General features: G+C 63.6%; 26 protein-coding genes and 1 tRNA gene. 5 read left to right on the top strand and 22 right to left on the bottom strand.

Annotated features, from left to right (window positions below):
- Positions 1-11: 11 nt before the first annotated feature.
- From RAD10_RS19060 to RAD10_RS19095, 8 genes are all read right to left on the bottom strand, one after another.
- The gene (locus RAD10_RS19060; protein ID WP_104462650.1) at positions 12-1,325 is read right to left on the bottom strand and encodes a TRAP transporter large permease; all 1,314 of its coding nucleotides are present in this window, start codon (positions 1,323-1,325) and stop codon (positions 12-14) included.
- Between the two features lie 2 nt (positions 1,326-1,327).
- Complete coding sequence (locus RAD10_RS19065; RefSeq protein ID WP_104462651.1) at positions 1,328-1,909, bottom strand: TRAP transporter small permease; 582 nt, start codon at positions 1,907-1,909, stop codon at positions 1,328-1,330.
- A 178-nt stretch (positions 1,910-2,087) separates the two neighbouring features.
- Complete coding sequence (locus RAD10_RS19070; RefSeq protein WP_461618750.1) at positions 2,088-2,885, bottom strand: MBL fold metallo-hydrolase; 798 nt, start codon at positions 2,883-2,885, stop codon at positions 2,088-2,090.
- A gap of 13 nt (positions 2,886-2,898) precedes the next feature.
- Complete coding sequence (locus RAD10_RS19075) at positions 2,899-3,675, bottom strand: TatD family hydrolase (RefSeq protein ID WP_461618751.1); 777 nt, start codon at positions 3,673-3,675, stop codon at positions 2,899-2,901.
- 12 nt (positions 3,676-3,687) lie between these two features.
- Positions 3,688-5,706: a methionine--tRNA ligase gene (gene metG / locus RAD10_RS19080; RefSeq protein ID WP_461618752.1), complete on the bottom strand. Its 2,019-nt coding sequence runs from the start codon at positions 5,704-5,706 to the stop codon at positions 3,688-3,690.
- Positions 5,707-5,814: 108 nt separating this feature from the next.
- Positions 5,815-6,861, bottom strand: a complete 1,047-nt coding sequence (locus tag RAD10_RS19085; protein WP_461618753.1) for a DNA polymerase III subunit delta' — start codon at positions 6,859-6,861, stop codon at positions 5,815-5,817.
- Positions 6,858-7,544: a dTMP kinase gene (gene tmk, locus RAD10_RS19090; RefSeq protein WP_461618754.1), complete on the bottom strand. Its 687-nt coding sequence runs from the start codon at positions 7,542-7,544 to the stop codon at positions 6,858-6,860. Before tmk ends, RAD10_RS19085 begins: the two co-directional genes overlap by 4 nt.
- A gap of 2 nt (positions 7,545-7,546) precedes the next feature.
- The gene (locus RAD10_RS19095; protein WP_461618755.1) at positions 7,547-8,809 is read right to left on the bottom strand and encodes a D-alanyl-D-alanine carboxypeptidase family protein; all 1,263 of its coding nucleotides are present in this window, start codon (positions 8,807-8,809) and stop codon (positions 7,547-7,549) included.
- 153 nt (positions 8,810-8,962) lie between these two features.
- Here RAD10_RS19095 and RAD10_RS19100 point away from each other — a divergent pair, with 153 nt between their 5' ends.
- Positions 8,963-9,916 (top strand): alpha/beta fold hydrolase, encoded by a 954-nt coding sequence (locus tag RAD10_RS19100; RefSeq protein WP_461618756.1) that lies wholly within the window; start codon positions 8,963-8,965, stop codon positions 9,914-9,916.
- Here the strand turns inward: RAD10_RS19100 and RAD10_RS19105 are convergent.
- Positions 9,913-10,839, bottom strand: coding sequence for a septal ring lytic transglycosylase RlpA family protein (locus RAD10_RS19105; protein WP_461618757.1), 927 nt, complete (start codon positions 10,837-10,839; stop codon positions 9,913-9,915). The genes RAD10_RS19100 and RAD10_RS19105 overlap by 4 nt on opposite strands.
- Before the next feature lie 778 nt (positions 10,840-11,617).
- On the opposite strand from RAD10_RS19105, the gene RAD10_RS19110 reads away from it, so the two are divergent.
- A complete protein-coding gene (locus tag RAD10_RS19110; protein WP_256379428.1) occupies positions 11,618-11,746 on the top strand; it encodes a hypothetical protein in 129 nt (42 codons plus the stop codon).
- A 17-nt stretch (positions 11,747-11,763) separates the two neighbouring features.
- On the opposite strand, the gene RAD10_RS19115 is transcribed toward RAD10_RS19110, so the two are convergent.
- Complete coding sequence (locus RAD10_RS19115) at positions 11,764-12,054, bottom strand: hypothetical protein (RefSeq protein ID WP_461618758.1); 291 nt, start codon at positions 12,052-12,054, stop codon at positions 11,764-11,766.
- A 160-nt stretch (positions 12,055-12,214) separates the two neighbouring features.
- On the opposite strand from RAD10_RS19115, the gene RAD10_RS19120 reads away from it, so the two are divergent.
- The gene (locus RAD10_RS19120; RefSeq protein WP_461618759.1) at positions 12,215-12,805 is read left to right on the top strand and encodes a TIGR00645 family protein; all 591 of its coding nucleotides are present in this window, start codon (positions 12,215-12,217) and stop codon (positions 12,803-12,805) included.
- Positions 12,806-12,822: 17 nt separating this feature from the next.
- Here the strand turns inward: RAD10_RS19120 and RAD10_RS19125 are convergent, their stop codons facing one another.
- Complete coding sequence (locus RAD10_RS19125) at positions 12,823-13,143, bottom strand: DUF1476 domain-containing protein (protein WP_038970337.1); 321 nt, start codon at positions 13,141-13,143, stop codon at positions 12,823-12,825.
- A 257-nt stretch (positions 13,144-13,400) separates the two neighbouring features.
- Between RAD10_RS19125 and RAD10_RS19130 the strand changes: the two genes are divergently transcribed.
- A complete protein-coding gene (locus tag RAD10_RS19130; RefSeq protein WP_461618760.1) occupies positions 13,401-13,625 on the top strand; it encodes a hypothetical protein in 225 nt (74 codons plus the stop codon).
- Positions 13,626-13,683: 58 nt separating this feature from the next.
- Here the strand turns inward: RAD10_RS19130 and RAD10_RS19135 are convergent, their stop codons facing one another.
- The 3 genes from RAD10_RS19135 to RAD10_RS19145 all read right to left on the bottom strand — a co-directional run bounded on the left by RAD10_RS19135 (position 13,684) and on the right by RAD10_RS19145 (position 16,747).
- Positions 13,684-13,875: a hypothetical protein gene (locus RAD10_RS19135; protein ID WP_461618761.1), complete on the bottom strand. Its 192-nt coding sequence runs from the start codon at positions 13,873-13,875 to the stop codon at positions 13,684-13,686.
- Positions 13,876-14,021: 146 nt separating this feature from the next.
- On the bottom strand, positions 14,022-14,714 hold the full coding sequence (locus RAD10_RS19140; RefSeq protein ID WP_461618762.1) for an endonuclease/exonuclease/phosphatase family protein: 693 nt from the start codon (positions 14,712-14,714) through the stop codon (positions 14,022-14,024).
- Positions 14,714-16,747, bottom strand: a complete 2,034-nt coding sequence (locus RAD10_RS19145) for a VTT domain-containing protein (RefSeq protein WP_461618763.1) — start codon at positions 16,745-16,747, stop codon at positions 14,714-14,716. Before RAD10_RS19145 ends, RAD10_RS19140 begins: the two co-directional genes overlap by 1 nt.
- A gap of 267 nt (positions 16,748-17,014) precedes the next feature.
- Between RAD10_RS19145 and RAD10_RS19150 the strand changes: the two genes are divergently transcribed.
- A complete protein-coding gene (locus tag RAD10_RS19150; protein WP_461618764.1) occupies positions 17,015-17,623 on the top strand; it encodes a sll1863 family stress response protein in 609 nt (202 codons plus the stop codon).
- A gap of 86 nt (positions 17,624-17,709) precedes the next feature.
- Here RAD10_RS19150 and RAD10_RS19155 read toward each other — a convergent pair whose 3' ends face one another.
- The 8 genes from RAD10_RS19155 to RAD10_RS19190 all read right to left on the bottom strand — a co-directional run bounded on the left by RAD10_RS19155 (position 17,710) and on the right by RAD10_RS19190 (position 23,621).
- On the bottom strand, positions 17,710-18,453 hold the full coding sequence (locus RAD10_RS19155; protein ID WP_461618765.1) for a DUF7168 domain-containing protein: 744 nt from the start codon (positions 18,451-18,453) through the stop codon (positions 17,710-17,712).
- Positions 18,454-18,504: 51 nt separating this feature from the next.
- Positions 18,505-18,594, bottom strand: a tRNA-Ser gene (locus tag RAD10_RS19160).
- A 157-nt stretch (positions 18,595-18,751) separates the two neighbouring features.
- On the bottom strand, positions 18,752-19,015 hold the full coding sequence (locus RAD10_RS19165; RefSeq protein ID WP_461618766.1) for a hypothetical protein: 264 nt from the start codon (positions 19,013-19,015) through the stop codon (positions 18,752-18,754).
- Positions 19,016-19,100: 85 nt separating this feature from the next.
- On the bottom strand, positions 19,101-19,271 hold the full coding sequence (locus RAD10_RS19170; protein WP_461618767.1) for a hypothetical protein: 171 nt from the start codon (positions 19,269-19,271) through the stop codon (positions 19,101-19,103).
- A 29-nt stretch (positions 19,272-19,300) separates the two neighbouring features.
- Positions 19,301-19,807, bottom strand: a complete 507-nt coding sequence (locus RAD10_RS19175) for a hypothetical protein (RefSeq protein ID WP_461618768.1) — start codon at positions 19,805-19,807, stop codon at positions 19,301-19,303.
- Between the two features lie 56 nt (positions 19,808-19,863).
- Complete coding sequence (locus RAD10_RS19180) at positions 19,864-20,214, bottom strand: phasin (RefSeq protein ID WP_461618769.1); 351 nt, start codon at positions 20,212-20,214, stop codon at positions 19,864-19,866.
- A 27-nt stretch (positions 20,215-20,241) separates the two neighbouring features.
- Positions 20,242-21,105, bottom strand: coding sequence for an alpha/beta fold hydrolase (locus RAD10_RS19185; RefSeq protein WP_461618770.1), 864 nt, complete (start codon positions 21,103-21,105; stop codon positions 20,242-20,244).
- Between the two features lie 8 nt (positions 21,106-21,113).
- On the bottom strand, positions 21,114-23,621 hold the full coding sequence (locus RAD10_RS19190) for an alpha/beta hydrolase (protein ID WP_461618771.1): 2,508 nt from the start codon (positions 23,619-23,621) through the stop codon (positions 21,114-21,116).
- Between the last annotated feature and the right edge of the window lie 32 nt (positions 23,622-23,653).

Raw genomic sequence — 23,653 nt, forward strand, 5'->3', positions numbered from 1 at the left:
CACCGGTACGCTCAGTCTGGGAAAGCGAGCTTGGGCAGGAACATCACGATCTGCGGGTACTCCGTGATGATGAACACGGCAACGAGCAGCAGGACGAAGAACGGAAACGCTGCGCGCGCAACGGTGAACGTATCGCGACCGCTCATGTTCTGGAGCACGAAGAGATTGAAGCCCACGGGGGGCGTGATCTGCGCCATCTCGACATGGATGATGAGATAGACGCCGAACCAGACCAGGTCGAGACCAGCCTGCCTGACCATCGGCAGCACGATGACGGCGGTCAGGACGATCATCGAGATGCCGTCGATCAGGCAGCCGAGGATGATGTACATGATGCTCAGATACAGCGCGAGCATGCCCGGGGTGAGCTGCTGCCCCTGGACCCAGGTGGCGAGTGCGGCCGGAATGCCCGTATAGGCCATCGCAGCCGTGGTGTAGGCTGCGCCTGCCAGGATCAGCATGATCATGCAGGTCAGGCGCGTCGCGCTCATGATGCTTTCGAGAAAGTTCTTGCGCGTCAGCGTACCGCTCCACCACGCCAGCAGCAGCGCGCCGGCGACGCCCCATGCGGCGCATTCCGTCGCCGTCGCGAAGCCGAGCACGAGCGAGAGGAAGACTGCCAGGATCAGCAACAGGCAGGGCGCGAGTCTCGCCGACTCGCGCAACTTCTGCCGGAACGGCATCGGGGGATCGCGCGGCGGAATCTTCTTCGGATTGAGCAGCGACCAGATGATGATGTAGCCCGAATAGAGCACCATCACGAGCACACCCGGCAGGAAGCCGCCGAGGAACACCTGAAGCACGGAGACATTCGCCGTGACCGCGTAGACCACCATCGGGATCGAGGGCGGGATCAGGAGGCCGAGCGTGCCGGATCCAGCGAGCGATCCGAGGCTCAAGCCCTTGTCGTAGCCGCGCTTGTCGAGCTCCGGCAGCGCGATCTTGCCGATCGTCGCACAGGTCGCGGCCGAAGAGCCCGACACCGCGGCGAAGATACCGCAGCCGATCACGTTCACATGGGTCAGGCGCCCGGGCAGCCACTGAACCCACGGCGACAGGCCCCGGAACATCTCTTCCGACAATTTGGTGCGAAAGAGGATCTCGCCCATCCAGATGAACAGCGGCAACGCGGCCAGCGTCCACGACGCGCTGGCGCTCCAGGTGGTGGTGGCGAGCACGGCACCGAGCGGCAGGCTCGTGGTCAGCGCCATCGCCACGAAGCCGACGAGCCCGAGCGAGACCGCGATCCAGACGCCGCTTCCCAGCAACAGGATCATGACGCCGAGCAGGATGAACGACAGCTCGATCATGCCGAGATTGGCCATGGTCAACCTCCGCCGCCCTGCGAGATGCGCTCGATGAACTCGTCCGGCGTCTCGTCCGGCGAGCCCTTTTCGTAGGTCGGCCGGTTGCCGGCGACGACATTGACCATTTCATCGATCAACGCGATCGACAGGATCGCAAGACCGCCGGCGAAGCCGAGCTGTGGAATCCAGAGCGGAAGCGCGACGACGCCCTGCGCCATATCGTTGAAGCGCCAGGAATCGTAGGTCATCTGCACGGCATAGCGGGTGAAATAGAGCACGAAGGCGGTGGCGATCCCGAGCGCCACGATCTCCGCGATCTGCTTGGTCCGCCCATGCAGACGTTCCAGCAGCAGGCCGACGCGGATCATCTCTCCGCGCTTGAAGGTATGCGCAAGGCCGAGGAACGCCATCGCGGCCATGCACCAGGACGCGAAATCATCGCCGGCGGGAATGTTGATCGCAAATTGGCGCCCGACCGACATGGTCATCATGATTGCAAAGATCGCAACCAGGAAGACGCCGGCGGCGTAGCCTGCTCCGAGATAAAGGAGATCCAGGGCGCGGCGCACCAGTCCCCCTGCCGTTACGTCGTCCCCTGCCACGCGATCCCCATCTCACATGTGGGCGATTCAGCCGACCCGGCGGTCACGTATCGCGTGCCGCCGATCCTCTTCAATATCGTCCTTGCCCAACGTCTGTCTTTCAGACGTTAGATCAACATGATGCAACCGGTGCAAGCAAGGACTATGCCTGCTTGTGGCGGGAATTTCTACCGCAGGTTCAGTGCGTTTCCAGCCGCAGCCCGTCAAAAGCCGGCACGACGCCCGCGGGCAGCGATTGCCGGATGACTTCGTAATCGACATCGGCCGTCATGTTGGTGATGACCGCGCGCTTCGGCTTGAACCGTTCGATCCAGGACAGCGCGTCGTTGATGCTGAAATGGCTGACATGGTTGGTGTAGCGCAGGCCATCGACGATCCAGAGGTCCAGATTTTCCAGCGTACCCCAGCTCTCGCGCGGAATGTCGTTGAGGTCGGGTGTGTAGGCCGCATCCCCGATGCGATAGCCGAGCGCGGGAATGTTGCCGTGCTGCACCAGGAAGGCCGTCATCGTTACGGCGCCCCCCTTCCCCAGAACGGTCTGGCTTTCGCCAGCTTCGATCGAATGTCGGGTCAGGATCGGCGGATAGTCGCTGCCCTCCGGCGCGATGAAGCAATAGGAGAACCGCGACAGGATGTCCTTGGCCGTCGATTGGTTGAAGTAGGTCGGGATACGACGGCGCATGTGCATCACGACCGAACGCAAATCGTCCATGCCGTGGGTCTGATCGGCATGCTCATGCGTCAGGAACACCGCGTCGATGTGATCGACATTGGTCGAGAGCAATTGCTCGCGCAGGTCCGGCGAGGTGTCGATCACGATGCGCGTGGTGCCGTGCTCGGAGGTCCGTTCGACCAGCAGCGAGCAGCGGCGACGGCGGTTCTTGGGATTGTTGGGATCGCAGGCGCCCCAGCCCAGCGCCGGGCGCGGCACGCCGGCGGAGGAGCCGCAGCCCAGGATCGTCAGCGTCAGCGTCATGCGGCTCCCGGTTTCAAGCTTTCACCTTCGAGAACAGGCGGAAGAAGTTCTCGCTGGTCTGGCGCGAGATCTGGTCAAGCGATACGCCGCGCGTCTCGGCCAGCACTTTGGCGACCTCGACCACATAAGCGGGCTCGTTGCGTTTGCCCCGGAACTTGCCGGGCGCAAGATAGGGCGAGTCTGTTTCGACCAGGATGCGATCGGCCGGCAGTTCGGCCGCCAGCGCCCGCAAGGTCTCCGATTTTTTGAAGGTCAGGATGCCCGTGAAACCGATATAGAGCCCGAGCGACACCGCCTTCAGCGCCAGCTCGCGCCCGCCGGTGTAACAATGCAGCACGGCGCGAAACGCGCCCTTGGCCGCCTCCTCCTCCAGGATGCGCGCGCAGTCCTCGTCGGCTTCGCGGGTGTGGATCACCAGCGGCAGGCCGGTGGTGCGGGCGGCGGCGATGTGGGCACGAAAGCCCCTCGCCTGCGCCTCTGGCGAGCCGTTGTCGTAAAAATAGTCGAGCCCGGCTTCGCCGAGCGCGACCACCTTGGGATGCTCCGTCAGCGCAACCAGCTCGTCCGATGCGATACCGTCCTCCTCATCCGCATTGTGCGGATGAGTGCCGACCGAGCAGTAGACGTCCTCATAGCGCTCAGTGATGGCCAGAAGCTGATCGAGCTTCCGCACCCGGGTCGAGATCGTGACCATGCGGCCGATGCCGGCCGCGCGGGCCCGCGATACGATCCCGTCGAGATCTTCCGCAAAATCCGGAAAATCCAGATGGCAGTGGCTGTCGACCAGCATCGCGCAAACGTCCTAGGCTGCCGGCTCGATGTAGCGCGGGAACGCCGGCGTCGGCGCCGGCAGGGTCGAGCCGGGCGCGATGCGCTTGGCACCGCCGAGCATGGCGAAGTTGCGCTCCCCATCCGGGATGCCGAGGCTGTCGAGCAGCAATCCCGAGGCGGTCGGCATCGCGGGCTGCGCCAGGATCGCGATCTGGCGCACGACTTCGGCCGTGACGTAGAGCACCGTCTTCTGCCTGGCCGGGTCGGTCTTGGCGAGCGCCCACGGCGCCTCGCCCGCGAAATAGCGGTTGGCCTCCGCAACCACGGCCCAGACGGCGTTGAGCCAGTGATGGATCTGCTGCGTCGCCATGGCCGCGCGCGATGCGGCGACCATGCCGTCGGCCATCGCCAGGATTGCCTTGTCGTTGTCGCTGAATTCGCCGGGCTCGGGCAGTACGCCGCCGAGTTGCTTGGCGATCATCGACAGCGAACGCTGCGCGAGGTTGCCGAGATCGTTGGCGAGATCGGCGTTGATGCGCGCCACGATGGCCTCGTGATTGTAGTTGCCGTCCTGTCCGAACGGCACCTCGCGCAGGAAGAAATAGCGCACCTGGTCGACGCCGTACTGGTCGGCAAGGTTGAAGGGATCGACGACGTTGCCGACCGACTTCGACATCTTCTCGCCCCTGCTGAACAGGAAGCCGTGGGCATAGACCCGCTTCGGCAGCGGAATCCCGGCCGACAGCAGGAACGCCGGCCAATACACCGCGTGGAATCGGATGATGTCCTTGCCGATGATATGCACGTCGGCCGGCCAATAACGCCAGTTTCCGTCGTTCTCATCGGGGAAGCCGACGCCGGTGATGTAGTTGGTCAGCGCGTCGACCCAGACATACATCACGTGCTCTTCGTCGCCAGGCACCTTGACGCCCCAATCGAAGGTGGTGCGCGAGATCGAGAGATCACGCAGGCCGCCTCTGACGAAGCTCACCACCTCGTTCTTGCGGGAGTCCGGCCCGATGAAGTCAGGCTGATCCGCATAGAGCTTCAACAGCTTGTCCTGGTATGCCGACAGGCGGAAGAAATAGCTTTTCTCCTCGACCCATTCGACCGGCGTGCCCTGCGGGCCGAGCCGGACGCCGTCATCGTTCAAGCGCGTCTCATCCTCGGCGTAATACGCCTCGTCCCGCACGGAATACCAGCCGGCATAGATGTCGGCATAGATATCGCCGTTCGCTTCCATGCGCCGCCAGATCTCCTGGCTGGAGCGATGATGCTGCTCCTCGGTGGTGCGGATGAAGCGGTCGAACGACACGTCCAGACGCTCGTCCATCTCCTTGAAGCGACCGGCATTGCGGGCAGCGAGCGCGGAGACGGCCATGTTCTCGCCTGCCGCCGTCTGCACCATCTTCTGGCCGTGCTCGTCGGTGCCGGTCAGGAAGAACACGTCCTTGCCGTCGAGCCGCGCAAAGCGCGCCAGCACGTCGGTCGCGATCGCCTCATAGGCGTGGCCAATATGCGGACTGCCGTTGGGATAGGCGATGGCGGTCGTGATGTAGAAGACATTGTCGCGCGCGGGGGCGGCAACGGGCGCGGCAGCCCTTGGTGTGGCTGCGGGCGCTGCGGCTTGCGGAGCTGCAGCGGGCTTCGGCGCGCGGGGTGCCTTCGGCTTGGCAACCTTCGGCGGCGTGGCGGCGGGGGCCGGCGCAGCGATCACAGGCGCAACCACCCTCGCCTTCTTGGCCACCGTCTTCGCAGGCGACTTGGCGGGGTTCTTGGCTGATTTGTTGGCTGGCTTCTTAGCGGCCTTCTTCACAGCCTTCTTGGCGACAGCCGGCTTCTTCGCAGCCTTCTTGACCGCCTTCTTTGCCGTCTTCACGGCGCTCTTCTTCGCGCCCTTCTTGGCCGTGGCCTTCTTGGTCTTCTTGACTTTCTTGGCCGCCTTGGCGTTGGCCTTGGACGCACGCGCCTTCACGGCCTTCTTTGCGGCTTTCTTCGCAGCCTTGTTGCGGCCCTTGCCTTTAGCAGTTTTCTTAGCTCGCGTTGCCACGACGAATTCCTTTACCGGCTTCTCGAAATCTGGAAACGAACCTGGGTTCGATTATTGATTTGCGCATGATCTTTCGGAAAACCGCTGCGCACTGTTCCGGATCATGCTTTAGCGCGTTGCGTCCGCCAGCCAGCCGAACACCGAGAAAACCAAGGGCTTTCGTTCCAGATTGTAGGTTTCGGTGTCGCGCGCGGCGCGGACGATCTTTTCCCATACCTCGGCTAGGCGCGCAAGGCGCGGCAGGTTCTGGTTGGCATTGGCCTCGTCCGCATGCAGGCGTTCCGCGATCCAGCGATCGATGCCGTCGATGAAGGCCGCGAGCGCGACGCGGTCGCTGGTGCCGAGCGAATCGCCGAGCGTGTGCAATTCGCGCGGATCGACCTGCGGCAGGCGCGCGAGCAGCGCCGCCGTGCGCTGCTGGAGCTTGAGCGCATCGCCGCCGAGCAGCGTCAGCGCCCGTGCAACGCTGCCCTCGGAGGCCTCCGCCGCCTCGCGCAGCGCAGGATCGTTCGGATCGAGCTCGGCCGCCGACGCCGCCGCCCCGATCACATCATTCGTGGCGAGCGATCGCAGGCGCAGCTTGCGACAGCGCGACTGGATCGTGGCGAGCACGCGCGCGGGCGCGTGGCTCACCAAGAGGAACAGCGATCGCTGCGGCGGTTCCTCGAGAATTTTCAGTAGCGCGTTGGCTGCATTCGGATTGAGCTCGTCGACGGTGTCGACGATGCAGACGCGCCAGCCTTCGGCCGCGGCGGTCGAGCCGAAGAAGCCGATCGTCTCGCGCGTCTCGTCCACGGTGATCACGGTGCGCATCACGCCGCGATCGTTGGCGGTACGCTCCAGCGTCAGCAGGCCGCCATGCGAGCCGGCCGCCACCTGCCGCGCCACGGCGTCATCGGGATCGATCGCGAGGTCTTCGGCGCGCTGCACGGAAGGCGCGAGCGGTTGACCATGGGCTAGCACGAAGCGCGCCACGCGATAGGCCAGGGTCGCCTTGCCGATGCCCTGCGGCCCGCCGATCAGCCAGGCGTGAGGGATGCGGCCGCTGCGATAGGCCGTCAACAGCGCGGTCTCCGCCTCGCGATGACCGAACAGTTTCGATGTCTCGCGCGGATGCGGAATGGCGGTTTCGCGCTCGGTCTGACGCGGGCTCATACGGAAACCACCGAGGCTGGTGTGGGAAGGAGACGATCGCGGAGCGCCGTCCAGACACGGCCTGCGACCGTGTCAGGGTCGGAATTGGCGTCGATCAGCACGCAGCGTGCGGGATCGTCCGCGGCAATCTTGCGATAGGCCTCGCGCAGGCCCTGGTGGAAACCGAGCTTCTCGCCCTCGAACCGGTCCGGCGTGCTGTTGCCGCGGCGCGCGGCGGCGCGTTGCAGGCCGATCTCGACCGGCAAGTCGAGGATGATGGTAAGGTCCGGCTTGAGATCGCCGATCGTGACCCGCTGCATCGCGTTGATCAGGCCCTCAGGCACTTGGCCGAGGCTACCCTGATAGGCCCGCGTCGAGTCGGCGAAGCGGTCGCACAGCACCCAGGTGCCCTGGTTGAGCGCAGGCAGGATCACGGTGCGGACATGGTCATCGCGCGCGGCGGCGAACAGCAGCGTTTCCGCCTCGGGGCCGAGCAGCTTGCCCATGCCCGACAGCACCAGATGACGCATGATCTCCGCGCCCGGCGAGCCGCCCGGCTCGCGCGTGACGCGGATGCGCAGCTTTGCCGCCTTGAGGCGGTCGGCAAGCTTCTTGATCTGGGTCGATTTGCCGGTGCCCTCGCCGCCTTCAAAGGTGACGAAACGTCCGCGTCCGGACGGCCGCTGTAGCGCGCTCTCACTCATGATCAGAGCTTCTCGGCGCCTGCGCGGAACATGCCGATCACGAGCTCGCTGGCGCCGTCGATCGCGCGTCGCACGGTTGAGCCGGTGCCGATCGCTTCGGCCGCATAGACCGGCGTCTCCACCGCGATGTTGCCGCTGCGCCAGACCTTGACCACGCCGACCCGTTGGCCCGCCTCGACCGGCGCCCGCACCGGACCGCTATAGACGACGCGCGCAATCAGCTTGTCGCTGCCGTTCTTGTGCACCATCACCTTCACCGGAGTCTTGGCGACGAGCCTGACCGAGCGGCTCTCGCCGCCGAACACCTTGGCGTAGCCGACGGGCTGCTCGGCCGCGATCAACGTGCGGGTCTCGAAATTGCGGAAACCCCATTCCAGCATTTTCTTGGCTTCCGTCGCGCGATCCTCGGGGTCGTCCAGGCCGTTGACGACGACGATCAGCCGCGTGCCGTTCTGCACGGCCGAGCCGACCATGCCGTAGCCGCCCTCCTTCGTATAGCCGGTCTTCAGGCCGTCGGCGCCTTCCATCGAATTGAGCAGCGGATTGCGGTTGGGCTGGCGGATCTTGTTCCAGGTGTACTCCTTCTCGCCGAACAGTTTGTAGAATTCGGGGAAGTCCAGGATGATGTGCCGGGCGAGCATTCCGAGCTCGCGCACCGTCATCTTGTTGGCGGGGTCGGGCAAGCCGTTGGAGTTGCCGAAGGTCGACCTGGTCATGCCGAGCTCGCGGGCGCGCTTGGTCATGAAGTCGGCCGCGAAGATCTTCTCGTTGCCCGCCATGGCTTCGGCGAGCGCGATGCAGGCATCGTTGCCGCTCTGGATGATCGCGCCGTGCAGGAGATCGTCGACAGAGACCTTGCTGTTGATGGCGGCAAACATGGTCGAGCCGCCCGAGGGCGCGCCGCCCCGGCGCCAGGCATTCTCGCTGATCCGGTACTCGTCGGTGAGCTTGATGTCGCCCTTCTTGATGGCATTGAAGACGACTTCCGCCGTCATCAGCTTCATCATGCTGGAGGGCGCGCGCAGCTCGTCGGCGTTCTTCTCGAACAGCACGCTGCCTGAGGAGGCCTCAATCAGGATCGCAGTCGGGGCATCGCCGTCGAAGCCGGCATCATCAGGCTTCTTGGCCCCCTGGATGCTCTGGTTGGCGGCCAGAAGCGCCCCGCTCCAGCCGATGCTTGCCACCAGAATCGCGGCGACCAGCCCGCGCGCCAGTGTTCCGGCTGTGGGCCAGTTACGACGAAGCAAAGGAAGACGAAATGCCATGGCGAAGCCCTGAGAGAGGCGTTCTAACAGTTGGAACAGATGCGAACAACACGCGGTTCGACGCCTGTCCCTGAGATTGCACGATTCTCGCCGCGCCCCTATCGTGGCGCCTTATGTTTCTCGACCAAACCCCTGAAACAAGGCGGAAAAGCGATGTCTTCCACCCGCGTGATCAAGGCCAACGGCATCGACCTCTTCATCCGCGAAGCCGGCCAGGGTCCGCTGGTGGTGCTGTGCCATGGCTGGCCGGAGCTGTCCTATTCCTGGCGCCACCAGATCCCCGCGCTCGCCGCGGCCGGGTTTCACGTCGTCGCCCCCGACATGCGCGGCTACGGCCAGAGCGCCGCGCCGCCTGACGTTGCGGCCTACTCGATCTTCGACACGGTCGGCGACGTGGTTGGCCTGGTGCAGGCGCTCGGCGAGACCAAGGCGATGGTGGTCGGCCACGATTGGGGCGCGCCGGTCGCCTGGCATGCGGCGCTGTTCCGGCCGGACATCTTCACGGCGGTCGCCGGCCTGAGCGTGCCACCACCGTTCCGCGGCCGCGGCAAGCCGCTCGACCTGTTGCGCCAGGGCGGCGTCACCAATTTCTACTGGCAGTACTTCCAGGCGCCCGGCGTCGCCGAGGCCGAGCTGGAGCGCGATGTCGCCCGCACCATGCGTATCGTGCTCGGGGGACGCGGCCTCGCCGATCCCACCGCCGCCATGTTCGTGCAGGAGGGCAAGGGCTTTCTCAGCCACGCCACCGCCGAGGAGCCGCTGCCCGCCTGGCTCGGCGAGGCTGATCTGGCCTATTTCACCGAGAGCTTCCGCAAGTCGGGCTTCCGGGGCGGGCTGAACTGGTACCGCAACATCGACCGCAATTGGGAGCTGACGGCGCCCTGGCAGGATGCGCAGATCCATCAGCCCTCGCTGTTCATCGCCGGCTCCCGGGACGCCGTTATCACCGGCCTGATCGGCGCCAAGCGCGTCAACGAGCTCGAGCGCGTGCTGCCCAACCTGAAGCAAAAGCTGATCATCGAGGGCGCCGGCCATTGGGTGCAGCAGGAACGGCCCGACGAGGTGAACGGGGCGCTGGTGCAATTCCTGAACGAAAGCGCAGTCTAGTAGAGCCCGCGGCCGCTCAGGATGCTGCGGGCCTCGGCGGCCCCGTCGGCCGATGACGGCGCATTCTCGGCGGCGTAGCGGCCGTCCTCGTCATAGGACACGGCGCGGGCGTTGTGGACCGCCCGGCCCCGGTTGCGGCTCGAGGCCGACATTTCCGAGGTCGCATTGAGCGAAGCCATGTCGGCGGAGGTGGTGCCGAGATTATAGGGCCGCCCCTCCGGCATCGGCACGTCGCCGCGAATGGCACCGCGGCTCGATCCCGGCAATTCCGGCACGAAAGGCTTGGCCGAGGCGACCCGGACCATCGATGGCGACGGCGCTGGAACGCCGGTACGCAGGGTCGCCAGAAGCTGGCGGTCATCGGAGCCTTCGAGCGGCGCCCGGCCGACATATTCGACGCGGACCTTGGCGACGCCATTGCCTTTGAATTCAAGCAGTTCGGCCGCCTTGTTCGAGACGTCGATGAGGCGGTTGCCGTGATAGGGCCCGCGGTCATTGACGCGCACGATCAGCGACTTTCCGTTCGAAACATTGGTCACCCGCGCATAGGACGGCATCGGCAGGGTCGGATGCGCCGCGGTCAGCGAGGTCATGTCGAACACTTCGCCATTCGCGGTCAGGCGGCCGTGGAAATCATCGCCGTACCAGGACGCCATGCCCTCGGCGCGGTAGTTGACGTCCTCCTCCGGCACATAGGTCCGGCCGGCCACGACATAGGGCTTGCCGACGCGATAGGTGCCGCCGCCCTTCGGGACCGGGTCTCCGAACGCCACGACCCGGGGACTCGAGGACACGCCGTATTTCGGATCGACGCGGCTGGCGAATTTGTTGGAGGAGGCGCAATTGGCAAGCGCAACGCAGGCCGCGACCGCCGCAGCACCACGCGCGGCCCGCAAAACCGAATCTGACCGTCGGATCCCCATGCGCCCCAAATACCACTTTGCCGGAGGCGTACCCAACCCGCTTTGGCGACGGGGGAGCGCTATCCGGTCCTTTAATCCGAGGCGGCCCACCACCGCGTCGGATCCGGTAACGATAACGCAACCCGAACACGGCGGAAATGGGGAGCCCACAGCGATCCCGCCGGGATGGTAAACGAGACGTTCGCATTTTTCCGTTGTTCTACGGAGCGATGGCACCAACTCTGTGCCACGGCTGGACATTCTGTTGCGCCAAATCCTCACTCCACCCCCATTGTCGCTGCCTTCACTGGAATTCTTTTGACTGTGCAAGGCCGTACGCGTTCTCTCGGATGCAAGGGCGGGATTTGGAATTTAACGATGATCGAGACGGTTTCGGCACTGATGGGTCTGGTAAGCGCGGGGATCTTCCTGGCCCATGCGTTTGAAGGTTACCGCACGAGGGCCTAAGGGCGCTCGCGCGATCGGCAAGCATCACCTCTTTCAAGCGGCGCGTTCGGACAGTTTTGATCGATCCGACCGAGCATCGAAAACGAGAGCGGCAGGTGTCACATGCGTAACCATGACCTGGTATCTGACGGCTTCCTGGCATTGACCGCCGGCGGCTTGGTCCTGCTCTGCTCGAGCCTCGTGGCACTGGCGTTCGCCTGAGCCCCGCTTCCAGCACAGCTCCATCGCGGCGCATCATGCGCCGATGTCCCGCTCCCAATCTGTTGATTGAATTCCCGCGTTCGGTGCCTCGACTCATTTCCAGAGGCCATCACCAACGAGGGTGACGCGAATGCTTGCCGAGAAATTCTTCCTGGTCCTGGAATCCCTGATCCGCGGCGACCGCTCCTATCCTGACGGCAGCCCCCGGGTCATCAGCACCTCCCCGCACGTGCCGGTCAGGCTGCCGGCGCAGAAATAGCCGGCGTCAGGCGCCGCTCAGCGCAGGCCCAGCACGGAGCGGCGATAGCGGCCGTCGCGGGCCTCGTTCAGGCAGACGAAGCTGCCGTCGAACCCCTGGCCGTACCGCTTCTGACCCTTGCGGTAGTAGATGCCCTTCCTGAAGTCGAGCCAGACCACCTTGTCGTGCGGGCAATGACGCTGCGCCTGCGCCTCGTAGCGAAACGGCGTCAGCGGTGTCGCCGAGACCTCCGCGGTGCTCGCGCCAATCATGATCGCGCCGGCGAGCGCGATGCCGCCGGACCATCTGCGAAAGCCGCTGCTCGTCACTCCCCGCCTCCCGATCCACGCCGTCGCGCGATGGCCGCTCGGCACGCTAGCACGAAATGGCGCGATCCGCCGACGGCGGGACGCGCGGCGCGTCTTCCGCCGGCCATGTTATCGGGCTAGATGAAAGCGAGATCGCTTCGATTGCGAGGACGCAGCCTGAATGTCGGTTGAGCTTTCACCCCAATCCGAGCCCCGCACCGAACCCCGTTCGCCCTCGCCGCGCCTGGGCCTGCTGCCGATGATCATCTTCGGCTCGCGCTGGCTGCAACTGCCGCTGTATCTCGGACTGATCGTGGCGCAATGCGTCTATATCGTGCTGTTCCTCAAGGAGCTCTGGCACCTCTCCTGGCACGCGATCGATCTCACCGAGCAGCAGATCATGATGAGCGTGCTGGCGCTGATCGACGTCGTGATGATCTCCAATCTGCTGGTGATGGTGATCGTCGGCGGCTACGAGACGTTTGTCTCGCGGCTCGACCTGCAGGGCCATCCCGACGAGCCGGAATGGCTCGGCCACGTCAATGCGAGCGTGCTCAAGATCAAGCTCGCCATGGCCATCATCGGCATCTCCTCGATCGCGCTGCTGCGCACCTTCATCGAGGCCGGCAATCTCGGCTCGAATCGCGCCGGCTTCACCGAGACCGGCGTGATGTGGCAGGTGCTGATCCACCTCACCTTCATCGCCTCGGCGATCGGCATTGCCTATGTCGACAAGCTCGGTGACTCCGGCACGCGCAAGCATGCCGAGTGAGGTTACCAACGTCGGCCTTATTGCTTGTCCACTTCGAGCTGCGCCAGCGCCTGGTGCAGGCACTCCTGAAGCTTCAGCGCGACCTGCTCACGCGCGATGCCCTTGGCGGCGAGATCGCCTGACACCTTGTCCACGACATCGGCGATCGCCCGGCTCTCCAGATGGTCCGTCACCAGCGTGGTTGCGTAGCTTGCCGCAGCATCGCCGCTGAGCCCGAGCTGGCCTGCAGCCCAGAGCCCAAGCAGCTTGTTGGACCGGGCGGTGGCCTTGAACATGAACTCCTCGTCGTGGACGAATTTGGCCTCAAAGCCCTGCTCGCGCTTGTCGAACGTGGTCATGGTCAGCTCCATTTGCACTTGCGCTGATGGGTGTCGGACTGGTTGGGGGCGAACGTCTCCGTGCTTCACGTCAGTTCGGATCAGCTGAAGCTTCCGGCGGAAGCCAAACGCCGTCAAGCCCGCCGATGGCCCCCGCGCCGGGCGCGTGCATGACCCGCACAAGCCCAGCGCCAGCCGACTTGGCTAGGTTGAGGTCGTTTACTGATCGTTAAGCAGACTCAGCGCCGCATGGCTTGGGGCATACCGAGAGCTGACGCATGAACAAAGAGCTGCGGGAGTTTCGACGGCTTGAACGGGTCTGCCTGGAGCAGGCCGCCCTCTCCACCATGGACCTCGCGCGAAGCGGGTTGCTCAAGGTCGCCGACGATTGCCGCATCGCAGCCGAAGCCATCGAGGCGCAATCGCCCGGTGGCGCGTTCACAGGGGCCGTCCAGGCGCTGAGGCTGGCTTGGAGCGCGACACGGATGTCGAACCGGCATTAGCCGGCGGCATCGCCCGGACCGATCGCGTCAGAAGATTGCCGGCGGGACCCGCGTTGGATCAGGCCTTTGGTGCCGCCGCTTCGCGCGCCAGCCGTTCGGCCTTCAGCCGCTCCTTGTTGGCGTAAAACGCCTTCTGCGCCTCTTCATGGTCGCGCATGGCCTTTTCGGCCTCGATCCGGCGTGCCGCATCGCGCGCCTGGCGCTGCTCGGGGGTCAGGGGTTTGCGTCGGAAGGAAAGGTCTTCAGTCATGCGGAGACAACGCAGACGCGGCGAAAGGGTTCCATAAGACGGACCCGGCGGTCCCGCAAATTGGAACTCGAGTTGACCGCCCGCCCAACAAATATCGAAAAACAACCCCATGCACAGTAGCTATACTATTGGACAACAAAGATTTTCTAGGTTCTCGAAGGCCCCTGGATCTCAACATCGGCAATGACGGGCAGATGGTCCGAGAAGGCTCTCGCCTCCACGTCGGTCCAAACCTTCTCGATCCGGCTATCAGACGTCGCATAAATCCGGTCAAGCCGCATAAGGGGTAAGCGCGATGGGAAGGTGCGCAGCCGCGTACGGTTGGGGCAGGCCTGCGCGAGCACCCGCCGCACCGACTTGACCCAAAACCAATCGTTGAAATCGCCGAGGACGACGGTCCTTCCGGGTTTCACCAGGCTCATCAGGGTTTGTGCCTGGGCATACCGCTCGTGGATGCTCAGGCCGAGATGCGTGGCAACCACGCGCACGTCACCGACCGGCGTCAGGAGGCCAGTGGCAATGGCCCTGCGCGGCTCGCGCTCCCGATACGACACGTCGACGATTTCGGGCACCCCGGAGAACGGAAAGCGGCTCAGGAGCATCTGACCGTAGTCGCCATCCGCAGTGACGATCGACTTGGCGTGAACGCGGTGATCGCCGACGACACTCGCCAGCTTCGCGAACGGATCGTCGGACCTCGATCGCGAATCCACCTCCTGAAGCGCGACGACATCAGGGGCCCATTTGCGAAGGATGGAGCAGACCCCCTCCAGATCGAACTTCGGATTGAGATTGAACGTGCCGTGCACATTCCACGTCATGAAACGCACCGGCGCCATCAGCGCCTCCCGGCGAGCCAGGTCGCGAGGAATTGCGCGCCCGCGCAGACGCCGAGCCACCCCAGGAACGCCAGCACCAACAGCAACATGCTGCTCCAGGATGCATTGCGGGCCAAATCCGCGATCTGAGCCCCCAACACGGCCATGGCAAGAATACCGGGCGTCATGCCAAGCAGGGTTCCGAGCAGGAAGTCGCGTAAAGGCAGCGTGCTCGCGCCAGCCACGACATTCACGACCGAGAACGGTGCGATGGGAATCATCCGGATGACGACGACAGCCAGGACGCCCTTGCCGACAACGCGGTCCTGGATCCGTGCGGCGCGTCGTCCGAGCAACTGCTGAAGCCGCTGCCGTCCGAGGGCACGCCCGATCACGAAAAGAATGAAGGCGCTGAGCAAGACACCGGCGATCGCCGTGGCGAAACCCAGCCATGGCCCAAGCGCGGCAGCCGTTGCTGCAATGAGCACGAGCACCGGAAACACCACCAGCCCGCCGACGACAAAAGCCACGATTGCGAGTGGCGGCCCCCAGACGGATTGGGAGTAAGTCGACAGCAAATTCGAGATGCGGCCCGTGTCGGCGAAATCGCCTAAGGAGGTGTACGACCAGGCTATCGCCAAGCCAAAAAGCGCCACGGCGATCGATACGATCCCGATGACGGTCTTCGTGCTCCACATGCGCGATGCCGCCCGCTCGAGATGAAGGGGCCGCTCAGGGTCCGCCACCGGCTGAACCATCGTGGCAAGGGTGCTGGTCAGGACTGAGGCTTCCACTGCCCGCAGCGTCTTCGGGCCATCGGCTTTCGACACCTCGTCCATAAGAGCAAGAAGACGATCGTCGTTTTGCCTGACGCTCTGTTCGTCGAGGCCACAAAAATGGGCTATCAGGCGATGCCGAACTGAAGCGACGGACTCCCGATGTTCGTCGGATGCGGCTTCAAAGATCAGATCACATTCGCTGTCGGCGCCCATCGACCGGTTGTTCAGATTGGCCGAGCCGATCCTCAAGATCCTGTCATCGACAATCATGAGCTTGCTGTGCACCATCACGGCCGCTTCCGTGTCTCCCTCTCGTGAGACCGGGTAGACGAAGCGGATGCGATCTGCCAGGCCAGCCTCGCTGAAGCAGTCGATGAACGCGCCACGGCCGTTCTGCATGGCCTGGGATTCCAGCCACGAGGAATGCAGTTTTGGAGCGACGACCAGAACCCGGAGCGACGGCACGCGCTGCATCTGCTCCGCCAACTCGCGCGCGATCTTGATCGCGCTGGTGAACTGGTTCTCGATGTAGATGAAGCTCGTCGCGGACCGGATCGCCGCAATCAAGGAGCGTTCGACCTCCCTGATGGTCGAACCTGCAGGACAGACCACTTCGGTCCGGGCGATCCCAACCGGCATGAGCTCAGCCTCGACCGGCACATCCGCCGGCCAGCGCATACTCTTTTGCGCACGCCGATCCTGCATCTGTTGGCCTGCCGCACGCCAGCGCTCCTCGGCCAGTTCGAACAGTGAGGCGGCAGCATCCCCGTCGACCACGCATTGAACATCATGAAACGGCGGGTATGGCTTGCCCTGGGGGTCGCAGCGCAGTTCGTGATCGGCGCGATGATCGCTGGTGTCCCAGCGCCTGATCGTCAGATCGAGCCCGCCGACGAACGCCAGTGAACCATCGATACAGACGATCTTCTGGTGCTGGGCCGAACCGAACGGAAGCGTGGGGTCCAGATGAAATCGGACGCGGCCGTCCGTGTCGGCGGTGAATTTGGCCGCGGAATTCCATTCCCGTTCGGAGGCGTAGAACGAGACGAAGTCCCAGACGAGAATGTTGATCCGCAGGTCCGGCCGGCGGTGAACGAGGGCGCGCAGAAATGGGCCGAGCTGTTCCGGCAAGCCGTCATCCGCCCGCCCCGACGATCCGACCAGCCTGGTCTCGCTGTGGATGTCCCACCCGATGATGTAGACGATATCTTCCGCCTCGAGCAGCGTATCGCGCAGGGCCGCGAAATAAGCGGCAGCATCGTTCAGAACCGCCACGTGCCGCGCCTTGCACCGCCGCCAGACGGTGTCGCCGGGGATCAGGGTGGATGAGCTCTGAAGCAGGTGGACCTCGCAATTCGCATTCGCGTCTAAACGCGCTGAACGCTCAAGGGGTTCCACGAATCCAGGAGGTAGAGGTTGCCAGGCGCTGAGTCCGCGCTGCCGCCGGCGCAATTTCGCGAGACCACGGCATGATTGAGACAGGTCAATACGAGCAGGCCGAAGCTCTGGGAATCTCACGTCGTCAAGCAGATGGAGACGGCCATGTCACAGCAGAGCAGCATGCATTTTTACCTCAATTGGGCCAAGGAGCGGATCGACGAGATGGATGCCGCATTGGCCTCGTTCGAGGTCAAGGCCGGTCAGGCCAAGGCCGAGTCCAAGGTGAAGACGGATCAACTTCTGTCCGATCTGACGACGCGCCGTGACGCGTTTCGGGCGATGCTCAAGACCCAGGCGGAAGCAGGTGAAGCCGCCTGGACGGACGCCAAGGCCGATTTGGAAAAGCAGTGGGCTGGATTCGAAGCCCAGGTGAAAACCTACTTCGAAGGCGCCGGCAAACAGTTGGAGCAGCAGCAAGCCACTTTCAAGGACGTCGCAGCGGCACAGGCCAAGGCCTGGCGCGAAGCTGCGGACAAATTTCGCGACGCCGCGGGCAAAGTGACCGCAGCCCGCACGGTCGATGTCGATGCCGCGCTCAAGCAGATGAAATCCGATGCGTCCGAAGCCGAAGCGCGTCTGCAGAAGCTGAAGCAGGCCGGCAGCGAATCCTGGTCGGTCCTGAGCGCCGCGCTCGCAGAGTCTCGGAAGGCGTTCGATCAGGCGAACCAGGCCGCGTGGAACGCGTTGAAAGGTGGCGGTCCGAAGAGCTGAGGTTTTTGATTTGCCAAGGCTGCCCACTCGAAAAAGATGGGCGTAGGGCGCGTGTGGCACGGCGTAGCTCACGCGCCCCGATGCGCTCAGCTTGCTTTGGCAGTGGTCCCTGACCGCGCTCCGCCAAGCCCGGGATTGATGGCCAGCGACGCTCCGGCGGCGCCACCGGCTTCATAGGCCGTCATCGACACCATCCGGCCGGAGCTGCGCTGGTTCCGGAGATTGAGGTCGAGCTTGTCGAATTCTGCGTCGACCACCGAGGTCTTGAGGACCACCAGCCCGCGGCCGGTGCCTTCGTTGACCTGATCGCGACTCGCCTTGATCGCCACCAGCCTGTCCGCGATGGACCCCACCATCCCGAGTGCGAAGGAGGCATTGGCCAGATGCCGCTCCTGGTGCCGGAACCTGCTGTAGTCGACCGAGGTCTTGAAGCGGCCAAGCTCGGCGCGCACGGCGCCGTCGATCAATTCGGCCAGGTAATGCGCGACCTCGACGTCCGCGCCGAGACCGAAGAACACATAGATGTTGTCGCCGGCTGCGCTCTTCTCGCGCCAGACCCGGCAATCGCAGAAATGAGCGATCGCGCCGATGCAGTCGTCCAGGGGAATTCGCTTCTTGCGATGGGTCTCAAAGACCCTCCGCTCGCACGGCGAGGCACGCAGTTCGACGTCGGAGAGCGACAGATCGTGGCGATCCAGCAGCTCGGCAACCTTGGCGGCGGCAGACAGCGCCTCGTCCTCGGTGCAGCCATTGGCGATGGTCTTGGCGCGCAACGCCTGAATGCGGAGCTTGAGCTTGTCGAGCCCGTCCGGATTTAACGCCTGGTCCACCGATCACCTACTCGGGAAAGCCCGACCGAGAGATCCCCCGTTCGGATAGACTGGCGGAAGGGGTGGGATTCGAACCCACGGTACCCTTGCGGGCACGCCGGTTTTCAAGACCGGTGCCTTAAACCACTCGGCCACCCTTCCCTCGTAACAATGCCAGGGAGTTAGCTTAGCTTCGGACCGAGCGCAACGCGAACTTGGATCCAATTTGGACCCATCGGTACGATGCCGGGGGGTCTCATACCGATACCCGATTCGCGTCCCCAGATGGGGGCACCCGGGCTAAATCGCGGCATGAGGCCTATTTCGGCAGGCATTCCACGTTGTAGGCGATGATGATCTGAGCTGGATCCGCTTTACCCAGGCTCTTGAGATCCTCCAAGCCGCTTCGGAGCTTGGTGCCCGCCTCGCTCAAGCTTCCTTCAAGCGTGACTTTGGCCTTCCGGCACCGCTCTTCGTTGGAAAACTCCTGGAAGACAACCGTCGGAAGGAGCCGCCATTCCGCCTTGTCGTTCGTCGCGGCAGGACTGATCGAGTAGGAAAAGACATACATCAGCACCCACATCGCTTTTACTCCAGCATTGGCCGGCTCGATCCGTGTGCGCTCGCGCCTGGACACACCTAAGCAGGCTACCGCCGCCATCCCCGCCTTACTTGGAGGGCGCGCGATCAAGCCGCGATCGCTGCGCCCTCATGCGCTTGATCTCTCGACGCAGCTCTTCACTTTTTTCGTCACGCTGCTCTCCGCTCGATTTGATCTGATCATCTTGACGCAACTTTTCGAGAGCTTTCTCGACCGAGAGCTTGTTCGTTCCGGCCATAACCGACCTCACTTGCGCTTCTGCGTTCATCAATAAGGATAGTACGGATTACCCTGCGGGCAGGTCCAGTTGCCATAAGTGTCGTAATAGCAGCCCTGACTATAGGAGCCGCTTCCGTAGTAGGCGCCTGCCGCAAGAGCTCCGGCTGCCGCACCGTAAGCGAGGCCGCGGCCGGGATAGTAGGGATAGCGTCCGCCATAGCCGGGATAACCGGGCCGACCCGCAATCGGATAGCCTGGACGGCCCGGACGGCCCGCGATTGGGTGGGTCGGACGTCCCGGCCGACCTGCAATGGGTCGACCGCCGGGACGGCCCGCAATTGGGTGGCTCGGCCGGGGCCGGCCAGCGTAGCGATGTCCGCCGCCGCCATGGAAGCGCCCGGCATGACCGCCGCCGGCAAAATGCGCGCGCCCGCCGCCGCCATGAAACCCACCGCCACGACCGCCGCCACCCCTGCGAGCATAGGCGTCATCGGGCACGAGCGTGGCGCCGACAAGAATGAGAATAGCGAACGCCGCCAGCAAATATTTGAGCATGATCCGTCCTCCTTCTAAGAACGTGGATCCCCCGCCCTGCAGACAACGACAGCGCGTCAGGCCTTCGGACTGAACATGCCTCCCGCCGCCTTCATCGCAGACTCGCTCATGGCCCGGCCCTGGTCGGTCAGCGAGCGCATCTGGTCCTCGAAGAAATCGGCTTGAAGCTTGAGCGCATCCTGCATGTCCTTTGCGTTGATCAACTTGTCGCCGAGATCGAAAGTTGCGGTGACATTGTGCTGCATGAAGGCACAGAACTCCTTCGCCTGGTTCGCGACCGGCAGCGGCGACGAGCCGAGAGCACGCTCCAGCAATTCGAAATAGTCCGAATTGGCCTTGCGCAGGCGACCGAGCGCCTCGCTCAGTGACGCACGCATGCTCTCGGCGGACACATTGATTTCGACCATGATGTCGCTCCTTTCAGTCGGTTTCGCTCATGCGGGAAGTCCTCCGAACCAGGCACCGAAATAGCCGGCATAGAGTGCCGGCCGTTCGAGATTCATCGAGTGCCCGATGCCGGGCACGATGACGAGGCGGCAATCCGGCATCGCCTCAGCCATGACACGCAGGTCGGCCGGAAGAATCCAGCCGTCCCATTCGCCCCACAGCACCAGATGCGGATGCCGTAGCTGCTGCATCCGGCGCTCCAGCTCACGGCTTTCCTTCTCCCGCGTGAGATTGACGGGAGTGCCGATCCAAATTCCTTCGGAGACGCCAAAGGTCTGGTCGATGATGCGATCGAACAGGGCCTGGATCTCAGGCAGTCCTTCGCGAAAACGCGGGACCGCGTTCGGCGCCATGCTCTCGGGCACGAACAGCGAGGACGCCGCCGTCGCCATGATCGTCCGCGTCAACTCCTTGTTCGCCATCATCGCGCGGAAAAGGCCGATCTGATCGGCATTGAAGGTCATGCCGAGCGGCGTCACCGGATCGAGCGAGAACACGCGGCCGAAGCGTTCCGGCTGCATCAAGAGCATGCGCGCGGCGATGATGCCGCCGGTCGAATGCGTCGCAAGATGGCAATAGCTGATCTCGAGCGTATCGAGGGCCGCCAGCATGTCCTCGGCATGCTGCTGCATGGAATAGTTGGCATAGCCCGCGGTCGGCTTCGGCCGATCGCTGTCGCCGCAACCGCGCCAGTCGATGGCGACGACGCGCAGGCCCGTCGGAAACAGGGGTGCGGCGAGCTCGATCCAATCCTTGCTGGCGAGATTGCCGTGGATGAAGACGACGGCGACGTCGCCCCGCCCCCACTCCCGCCAGCCGAGCTGGACCTCACCTGCCTGCACCCTTGCCATGTGCGGCTCTACTTGTTCAGGCCGGCGGTGGGCGCGGCTCCGGGAGGAGTCGGCGCCACCGGCAGAGCAGACACCACAGCTCCCTTGATCATCCGGTCGATGCTCGCCGGCGAAGACGTGTCGATGCTGCCCTTGGTTACGAAATCCACGACGTCCACCGAGAACTCCACCGGATTATCGGTGTGAATAAAGTGCCCTGTTTCCGGGTAGATCTTGAGGATTGGTCGGTTGCCGGCATTGGTCATCCGCGTCATGAACGGCGAGATCACATCGCGACCGAGATCGGTCAGCCCGTTGAAGGCGGGCGTCGGGATGAACGGCTCCTTGTCGCCGAAGGCCAGGAAGATCGGCGCCTTGATCTGCGTGAGCCGCTCGTAGAGGTTTTTCGGGTCGTCCTGCTGGAGCTCAGCCCCGATGGTATAGATGTCGAAAATGAAGACGTTGCACCATTGATCAAGCTCCTTCGGGTTGCCCCTGATGAGGCCAACGCGCTGCTCGGTGTGGAAGCGGGCATATTCACTGTCACTGTAGAAATACCCGCTCTTCGCCGCCGACACTGCGCCGGTGTTCGGGTCACGCTTCTTGAAGTAGAAGAAATCGCGGACGCCCTGCTCGTCGCGCGCCTTTTCAGCGGCGAGAATGCCAGTCTGATCCCAGACCGACTTCCACTTGTCGAAATCGCGGCCGAAATCCGGGTCGAACAGTTTTGCCTTCTTGTCCTTGGCGATCGTGATGTCGCGCGGATATTCCTCGAGGCCCGATGGTGCTTCGAGCGCAAGCGCCTGCACGGCGTCGGGCCAGGTCAGGGCATAGCCCATCACGAACTGACCGCCAAGCGAGTGGCCAAGATACACCGCCTTCTTCACGCCGAGCTGGTTGACGACGAGGTCGTAGATCACCTCGCGCATGTCCTGCATGGTGCGCGCCGGACTCTTGTCGAGATTGCCGGGCCCGGACATCCCATAATGCGGCAGGTCGGGCACGATCACGCGTACCCCGCTCCGCAGCGCGTATTGCATGATGTTGCCGTAGTGGCCGCCGAAGGCGCCCTTGCCGTGGATGATGACCAGCACCTTCGGGTCTCTGTCGGTGCCGTTGTATTCATCCATGTAGCCGATCTGCCAGGATTTGCCGCTCTTGTCCTTGGCGTTGGAGAATTTGACCGGATAGGGATATGTCACAAAATCCTTCCAGAAGGATTTTTCCGGATCGATCTTCTCGGCAACACCGGGCACGCGATAGTTCTTGTCGGCAAACTTCTGCGCTCGATCGAGGCTTGCAACGTCGTCCATGAAAGCGACGAATTTCGGATCGTTCTTGCGCTGGTTGATGATCGGGAACACGCCGTAATGCGCGACCGGGCTTTCCTGCGCGATCAGGTCCGCGCCGGGCACGCGATCGACCGCCTGCTGCGCCAGCTTGAAGTTGAGCCAGAGATCGTTGGTGATGTGCATCACCAGCGTGCGCGCCTGGATGCGGCCGAGATAGGGATTAACGTTGTGCGTCTCGCCAACCCGGTTGCGCCAGACGAGATCGACCGCGTCATAGAGCTTGGCGCGATTGATGACGTTCAAACCGGCCTTCTCGTTCGGCGGATCCCAGTAGAAGATTTCGGGCTGCACGGCGCCCCAGTTCTGGGTTGTGCGGAATGCGAAGTCATAACCAGTCATGCCAAGGATCGACCAGCCGAACGCGACACCCGGCACCGGATGCTTTTCCTTGGGCAGCTTGTAATAATCGCCCTTGGTCTCTTGCCAGACCGGATCGCCCTGGATCGCGGCCGTCATCATCTGGAACGTCCAATTGCCGACGGGATCCTCTCCATCCGACTGCGTCGTGCCGCCGATCGGCATCAAGGCGCTCACATATTCGGGATGCATGACGCCCCAGACATAGGTCTGCGTACCGCCCATGGACACGCCCGTGACCAATGCAACACGCGCGACCTTCAGTTCGTCGCGCAGCAGACGATAATTCGCCTGCACCATGTCGTAGTAGCTGTATTGCGGAAACTTGATGCCGAGCCCATCGGACGGCTTGCTGGCGCCCCAGGTGCCGAGCGGATCGACCATGATGACATAATAGCGGTCTGTATCGATCGGCCGTCCCGAACCGATGATCGGGACGCCCCCCGACAAGGCAGCGCCCTTGACCCACTGCTCGTACATGTCGGTGGAGTCACCGGAATAATAGGAGTTGATCACGACGGCATTGATAATCTCGCCTGCGGCGTTGCGTCGCGCGTTGCCGATGGCGATGTAGGCCGTTCGCAACTTACCAGCGCCGAGGGACTCGAGCGTGACACCACCCTCGCCGCCATTCTCCCACTTGGAGGGATTGGAAAGGTCGTACTTGCCGCCAAGGCGGAAGTTGGCGATCTCGTAGGTCTTCTTCAGCCCGTCATGCTGCACCTGCGACGAGCGGCGCGTGAAGGGTTGTGCAACTGCCAGAGCGGTGCCGACCAGTAGTACAATCAGGCTGACGGAGCAACGTTTCACGAAACCGGTCGTGGACATGACGGATTCCTCCCTGGACAGTTTTTGAAACG

This window comes from Bradyrhizobium sp. 23AC (assembly GCF_054863025.1).